The sequence below is a fragment of the Oleiphilus sp. HI0125 genome (genome assembly GCF_001635355.1).
Genome location: NZ_LWGF01000555.1, coordinates 1 through 7,623 on the forward strand (window position 1 = coordinate 1; position 7,623 = coordinate 7,623).

The 7,623-nt window shown below is 44.8% G+C and carries 5 protein-coding genes; 3 read left to right on the forward strand and 2 right to left on the reverse strand.

All coding sequences use genetic code 11. The annotated features are described in order from the left end of the window. Window positions 1-166 precede the first annotated feature (166 nt). Window positions 167-2,665 carry a penicillin-binding protein 1A gene (locus tag A3762_RS06975; protein WP_068754670.1) on the forward strand — a complete coding sequence of 833 codons (2,499 nt, stop codon included), beginning with the start codon at window positions 167-169 and terminating at the stop codon, window positions 2,663-2,665. Window positions 2,666-2,770: 105 nt separating this feature from the next. Here A3762_RS06975 and A3762_RS06980 read toward each other — a convergent pair whose 3' ends face one another. Beyond that, a complete protein-coding gene (locus tag A3762_RS06980) occupies window positions 2,771-4,036 on the reverse strand; it encodes a malic enzyme-like NAD(P)-binding protein (protein ID WP_068475349.1) in 1,266 nt (421 codons plus the stop codon). 149 nt (window positions 4,037-4,185) lie between these two features. Next, window positions 4,186-4,398, reverse strand: a complete 213-nt coding sequence (gene rpmE, locus A3762_RS06985; RefSeq protein WP_068475347.1) for a 50S ribosomal protein L31 — start codon at window positions 4,396-4,398, stop codon at window positions 4,186-4,188. 259 nt (window positions 4,399-4,657) lie between these two features. On the opposite strand from rpmE, the gene A3762_RS06990 reads away from it, so the two are divergent. Further along, the gene (locus A3762_RS06990) at window positions 4,658-6,868 is read left to right on the forward strand and encodes a primosomal protein N' (protein WP_068754672.1); all 2,211 of its coding nucleotides are present in this window, start codon (window positions 4,658-4,660) and stop codon (window positions 6,866-6,868) included. Window positions 6,869-6,986: 118 nt separating this feature from the next. After that, window positions 6,987-7,623: arginine--tRNA ligase (gene argS, locus A3762_RS06995; protein WP_082868986.1), on the forward strand; the 637-nt coding region annotated here is incomplete at its 3' end.

Sequence of the window (7,623 nt, forward strand, 5' to 3'; positions counted from 1 at the left end):
TAAATCGACATTAGTGTGGCCGACTTGTTATAGGAGAGTCTTGACCAAGCACACACAGTACAATTCTTTACTAAAAGCACTCAAAATAGACGTATAATAGTTACCGCCTAAAATTAAAGCTATTTCTAAGATAATAGACCTATATTCATAAACTGCTAGGAAAAACATGGCTCGTTTTGTGAGACTTTCCACCTTTTTTGCGTGGTGTACTGCCGCAGCGATTTGCGGCGCTGGAATTTTGTTAAGTGCGTTTTATTTGTATCTCGCGCCTCAGCTACCTGATGCAGCACAACTAAAACACACTCAATTACAAACCCCTATGCGGGTGTATACCAGCGACAATAAAAAGATTGCTGAATTCGGAGAAAAGCGAAGAAGTCCGGTCGATATTTCTGAAATTCCGACCACATTAACCTCCGCATTTATTGCTGCTGAAGATAATCGATTTTATGAGCACGGAGGCATCGATATTATTGGCTTAGGGCGTGCGGCAGCTCAACTAATTCAATCTGGTCGAATTAAAACTGGCGGCAGCACAATCACAATGCAGGTTGCCAAAAACTTCTTCCTAACACGCGAGCGCACCTTTGTTCGAAAATTCAACGAAATATTCCTAGCGATTCAGATAGAACAAGCTTTAACAAAACCCGAAATACTAGAGCTCTACCTCAATAAAATATATTTAGGTAATCGCGCTTACGGCGTAAAAGCAGCTGCGCAAGTGTATTACGGGAAAAACCTCGATGAACTTAGCTTGGCAGAAAGTGCAATGATTGCAGGCTTGCCAAAAGCACCTTCTCGATTCAATCCTATCGTGAATCCAGATCGCGCCAAAATTCGTCGAGATTGGATCTTAAGCCGCATGCTAGAGCTTAAAATGATCTCTAGCCTAGATTATTCAGAAGCAAAAAACTCAGAACTAACCGCTGGCTACCATGGCATTCAACCTGATTTGGCAGCACCATATGTTGCAGAAATGGCACGCCAAAAAGCAGTTGAACTCTTTGGTTCTGAAGCTTACACACTAGGGCTCAATGTTTACGTCACGACAGACAGCGAATTACAAGCAAGCGCCCAAAATGCTGTAGTTAAAGGGCTTGATGACTACGACAAACGTCATGGATACCGTGAGCCACTGGACCATGTAGAACTAACAGGCGAAGAAAATGATGTTGCAAAGAAACAGATACTACGCAATTACATTGCTAAAACGCGCTTTACTCCAGCAGTCATTACAGGAATAGAGCCAGAATCTATTGAACTATTCACGCTATCTGGCGAAGAAGGTGTTATCCATATAGCAAATGCATCGCGTGCAGCGCCATTCGTCAACATTAATAAAGTGGGTAAAGCTCCAACTGACTTAAGCGAGCACTTCAAAATTGGAGACATTATCGAGGTCAGCGCCCTTAGCGCTGAAGCAACACCATCAGAAGATACCCCTACAGAAGCAAGCGCTGACGTTTCAGGTGAGATAGCTGAAGCTCCGCGCCTACCTTATATACTCGAGCAAAGCCCTGAAGCACAATCTGCGCTTATATCTCTGCGCCCAGAAGATGGTGCAATTCTCGCGCTCAGTGGTGGCTACAACTTTAGAATGAGCAAATACAACCGTGCGATTCAAGCAAAACGTCAGCCTGGCTCAAACTTTAAGGCATTTATCTATTTAGCCGCGCTTGAAGAAGGGAATACAGCCGCAACACTCATCAATGATGCACCCTTAGTTTTTAATGACAAAAACTTAGAGACATCGTGGCGACCAGAAAACTCGAGTGGCAAATTTTACGGCCCCACAAGACTAAGAGAAGCGTTTTATCGCTCTCGAAACCTTGTATCGATTCGCTTACTCAAAAGCATGGGAATCAAGCCGACACTCAAGCACATCACAAAATTTGGCTTCAACGAGCGAGACCTGCCTAAAGACCTCTCACTCGCTCTAGGTAGCGCAGGTATTACACCTATCGATGTAGCCGCTGGATACGCAATGATCGCCAATGGCGGTCATTATATCGAGCCATATTTGGTTACTCATATTGAGAACAGCAAAGGTGAAACACTTTACAAATCTGATCCCTATGTTGTTTGCGATAAAATCTGTATGGTAGAGAAAAACGCAGCGGAAGAAGAAAATGACGCAAGCACTGAAGAAAGCTTCAAGCCCGCTCCTCGCATTGCAGATGCACGCGCGGTATTTATTCTTCACTCAATGATGAAAGACGTAATTAAAAAAGGTACTGGTCGACGCGCTTCTGCGCTCAAAAGATCCGACGTTGGCGGCAAAACAGGAACGACCAACGATCAAAAAGATGCTTGGTTCTCGGGCTTTAACACTGAGGTCGCAACGAGTGTATGGGTAGGTTTTGACAATCCAGAGACACTTGGCCGCAGAGAGTACGGCTCTAGAGCCGCGCTACCAATTTGGATGGATTTTATGAAAGACGCATTGGCTGACACTCCTGCTGCACACTTAGCACAACCGGAAGGCATTATTAGCGTTAAGATCAATGCCAAGACAGGCCTTCGGACATCATATGCAGAACAAACACTGTTTGAATACTTTAGAACCGAAAACAAACCTGAAGAAGAGCGGGCAACTCCGCCGAGCTTAGATCAGTTCGACACCATTCCGAGCGAAAGTACTGCTCGCCCTGAGGATATTTTCTAAGCACCTCGATTTAGCTGATCGAATTACTCATCACGGCTTCGTCCTCAATTCTTGAACAAAAAAAAGCCGCATACTTAGATGCGGCTTTTTTGAAAAGACTATTGATTACTTGATGTCATCAACAGTGCTCAATGGATAGTGCTCTGGGTAACCAAAACGCGCAACACCAGAATCAACAGCTGCTTTCGCTACTGCTGCTGATACAGCGCCAAGCAAACGGGAGTCAAGCGGCTTAGGAATGATGTAGTCCTTACCGTACTCAAGCGCCTCACCACCGTAAGCATCGATAACGTCTTGAGGAACTGGCTCTTTAGCAAGATCTTTGATTGCGTGAACCGCTGCCACTTTCATCTCTTCGTTGATCGCTTTAGCACGAACGTCTAACGCTCCACGGAAGATGAATGGGAAACCAAGAACGTTGTTCACCTGGTTCGGGTAATCAGAACGACCAGTCGCCATGATTAGATCATCACGTGCAGCAAGAGCTGTTTCAGGCTGGATCTCTGGATCAGGGTTTGAACATGCAAAGATAACTGGGTTTGGAGCCATGCGATTCAAATCTTCAACAGAAAGAAGGTCTGGACCAGAAAGACCAACAAACACGTCAGCACCATCACAAGCATCTGAAAGCGTACGCTTGTCAGTATCGTTTGCGAACATCGCTTTGTATTGGTTCAAATCATCACGACCAGTGTGAATCACACCTTTACGGTCAAGCATGAAGATGTTCTCTTGCTTCATACCACAAGAAATCAAAATTTTCATACATGCGATTGCTGCAGCGCCCGCACCTAGACATACAACTTTAGCATCTTCAATGTTCTTACCTTGAAGCTCAAGTGCGTTGATCATACCTGCAGCGGTTACGATTGCAGTACCGTGCTGATCATCGTGGAAAATTGGAATTTCGCACTGCTCTTGAAGGATACGCTCAATTTCAAAACACTCTGGTGCTTTGATATCTTCCAGGTTGATGCCACCAAAAGTGTTTGCGATGCGTTTTGTTGTATCAATAAACGCTTGAGGGCTTTCTGAATCTACTTCGATATCAAATACATCAATACCTGCGAAGCGCTTAAACAATACACCTTTACCTTCCATTACAGGCTTAGAAGCCAATGGACCAAGGTTACCTAAACCAAGAATCGCAGAACCGTCAGAAATAACAGCAACAAGGTTACCCTTTGCTGTGTACTTGTATGCGTTTTCTGGATTTTCAGCAATAGCACGTACCGGCTCAGCAACACCTGGGCTGTATGCTAAAGAAAGGTCACGTGAAGTTAGTGTTGGTTTAGTGATTTCAACACTGATCTTACCTGCACGTGGTTGCGCGTGATAATCGAGTGCTGCTTGTTTTAAATCGTCTGCCATTACAGTGTACCGTTTTAAAAATTTGGGCAATGCCCTTTTTATGTTTCTCTCAAAAGCGAAACGCTTATGAGCTTACTCACACTCAGCAATTTGCTGACATAAGTGCAAAAAAAGAGCGCATGGCGCTCTTTTTAAATTCTTGTATCGGATTAGCTCGCAATACGACTGCCGAAACGCTTCTTGAACTTGTCGATACGACCACCTGTATCCATCACTTTCTGCTTACCAGTGTAGAATGGGTGACACGCTGAACACACGTCCAAAAGAATGTCTTTAGCTAGCGTAGAACGCGTTTTGATAACGTTACCACAGCTACATTTTGCTTCGATTTCCTCGTAACGAGGATGGATATCTTTTTTCATCTTAACTACCTATTTCATTGTTTGCCGCCACCCATCGTCATTCACTCTAGCGTTGGGCACCGCAAGGAAGGCATCGAGCCATTTACACCAAAAAAGGGCGCAAGGGCCGAAATTGGGGCGAGAATATTACCAAAACAATTGCGGAGTGCAAGCGTGAATTGATTATATTTTGACTAATGCAAATACAAACATGCTCATCCTTCAACTTTCAAAACAATATTACATGACCCAGAAAGTGACTCGAAGTAAACTAAAAAGCATGAGCGCTATTTCATCCCCCCTTCGTTTTGCATCTATTGCACTTCCTGTTCCCTTGCACAAAGAGTTCGACTACTGCATACCCATCACGATGCAAAACAGATCATTGCAACCTGGAATGCGCGTTGCTGTGCCATTTGGCAATCGAGTCATTTGTGGAATTATTACAGATATCAAATCGGAAACACTGCTAGAGCCCAGCAAACTGAAAGACATCGAGCGATGTATTGATTCAGCCCCAATACTCAAGGCGCAATCACTAGAACTTCTTAAATGGGCCTCTACCTATTACAGCCATCCGATCGGCGAAGTGATATATAGCGCACTGCCCACCGCACTGCGCAACACAAAACCACAGGCGATATATCAAAACACGCTTTGGATTCGAACAAACAAGCCTTTTTCTGGCAAAAGAAACGCGCATAAGCAGATCGCACTTCTTAAACAGCTAGAAGAATCTCCAACAGGAATTTGGGCAGATGCGCTGCGCATGCTTGGCTTTACCGGCGCGCAATTTAAATCACTCGAACAACAAGGATATATTGAGAAACAATTATCCCAACAGCAAAGCCAAGCAATGCAAGTCCACGAAGACACGATTTCATACGGACTTAATCAAGAGCAACAAATAGCGGTTGATGGCATCATTCGAAACTTCGATCAATTCACCCCGTTCATGCTTGAGGGCATTACCGGCAGTGGTAAAACTGAAGTATACATTGCAGCCGTAAAACATTGCCTGAGCTTAAATAAACAAGCACTGATTCTGGTACCAGAGATCAATCTGACACCTCAAACATTTAAACGCTTCCAAAGCCAACTTGGCATCCCCGTGGCCGTCTACCACTCAGAAATGAGCAATAAAGAAAAGCTGATCACCCATCAACTATGCAGCAGCGGGCAAGCCAAAGTTCTCATCGGGACAAGATCCGCAATATTTCTCGAATATCAAGACCTAGGCCTGATAACTATCGATGAAGAACACGACAACTCATACAAACAGACCGAAGGGTTTAAATATTCTGCTAGAGACATCGCTGTTAAACGGGCGCAGCTCAACCAATGCCCTGTTATTCTTGGCAGCGCCACCCCTTCATCAGACAGCTCTCTCAACATTCTGGAAGGACGATTCAAACACTTAACACTGAAACATCGTGCCAAGAAAAGCGTATTGCCCAGCGTCAGCCTTGAAGATATGAGAGCGCTAAAGTATAAGGACATTCTTAGCCCACGAACATTGGCACGCATCAAATCAGAAATTGATCAAAACAATCAGGTCATTATTTTCCATAACCGCCGAGGTCTCGCGCCGAGTTTAATGTGCTTTGATTGTGGCTGGATATGCCACTGCCCTAACTGTGACGCGCGAATGACCGTGCACAACACTCCTGCGTATCTACATTGTCATCATTGCGACCACAAACATCAGATCAGCCACCAATGTCCAGAGTGCCAAGGTACAAATGTGAATGCAGTTGGTGCAGGCACAGAACGTATAGAACAAATACTTAATTATTATTTCCCGCATACCCGAACGCTGCGCCTCGATCGCGACAACATTAAAAACCAAACACAATTGGACGAATGCATCACAGAGATTCGAGATGGCTCCCCTTGCTTAATTGTAGGCACACAGATGCTTGCAAAAGGACATGATTTTCCAGACGTCACACTCGTTGTTGTCGTCGATGCGGACGGCCTATTTTTTAGCTCAGATTTCCGGGCAATGGAAAAAGGTGCTCAACAATTATTGCAAGTTGCGGGCAGGGCTGGCCGCGGAGAAAAAGCAGGGCATGTAGCGATACAAACACGCCAACCCGAGCACTCACTCTTCGAGACCTTAAAACAACACGATTATCACAGCTTTATGGAAAATGAGTTGCGAGAAAGACAGCTCTGCGCACTGCCACCATTTAGTAAACTTATGACGATTCGCTCGGAAACGCCGGATCCTGTATCGGGCGAACAGCACCTCACACACCTCAAGCAATATTTACTCGACCAAGAAGAACTCGCTGACTTATTCATTGCCGGCCCTTTAGCTGCAAGCATTAGTCGCAAGCAAAACAGCTTTCGACACTACTTACATTGCTTTGGCAAAGACAACAAACAACGCTATATCGCCCAACAATATGCTCTGCATTTTATTCAGAGCGTTAAACAACATAAACTCCGACTAAGCATCGATATCGACCCTATCGAAACAAGCTAAGCAATATCTTGAAAAATAAGCCGAGTTTCGGTGTGCAGCTTCTTTCACTAGAGCCTAGAATTATAGATAATACGCGCCCCAAATTTCGTGTTATCGAACATCTATCTCTCGGAGCATCATGAAAGACGTCATTGCACAACTCATCGAATCAGCCATTCAGGAACTTCAACAAGACAATACCTTGCCCGGTGATCTTAAGTTTCGGGTCATGGTAGATACTACAAAAGATAAGAGTCATGGCGACTTCGCAACCAACATTGCATTAATGCTAGCCAAACAAGCTGGCACAGCACCGCGAGCTTTAGCAGAAAACATCTGCGCAAAAATCGAAAACAGCAACAATGCTCAAATTAAAAAACTTGAAATAGCCGGCCCTGGTTTCATTAACTTTTTTGTGAGCTCAGCCAGCCAATTCGCTGTACTCGAAGATATCTTCGCACGAGGCGAGAACTTCGGGCGCGCAGACGCAAACAGCAAACCATCGATCCAAGTTGAGTTTGTTTCAGCCAATCCAACCGGCCCACTTCACGTAGGTCATGGTCGCGGCGCTGCATATGGTGCGACTGTTTCAGATTTCTTAGAAGCTGCAGGCTATCAAGTGCAGCGAGAGTACTACGTTAACGACGCTGGCCGCCAAATGAACATTCTCGCTGCGAGTGTTTGGCTGCGCTATTTAGAACTGCAAGGCCAAGACATTAAATTCCCAGTAAACGGGTACAAAGGCGAATACATTTTTGATATCGCAAAAGACCTGC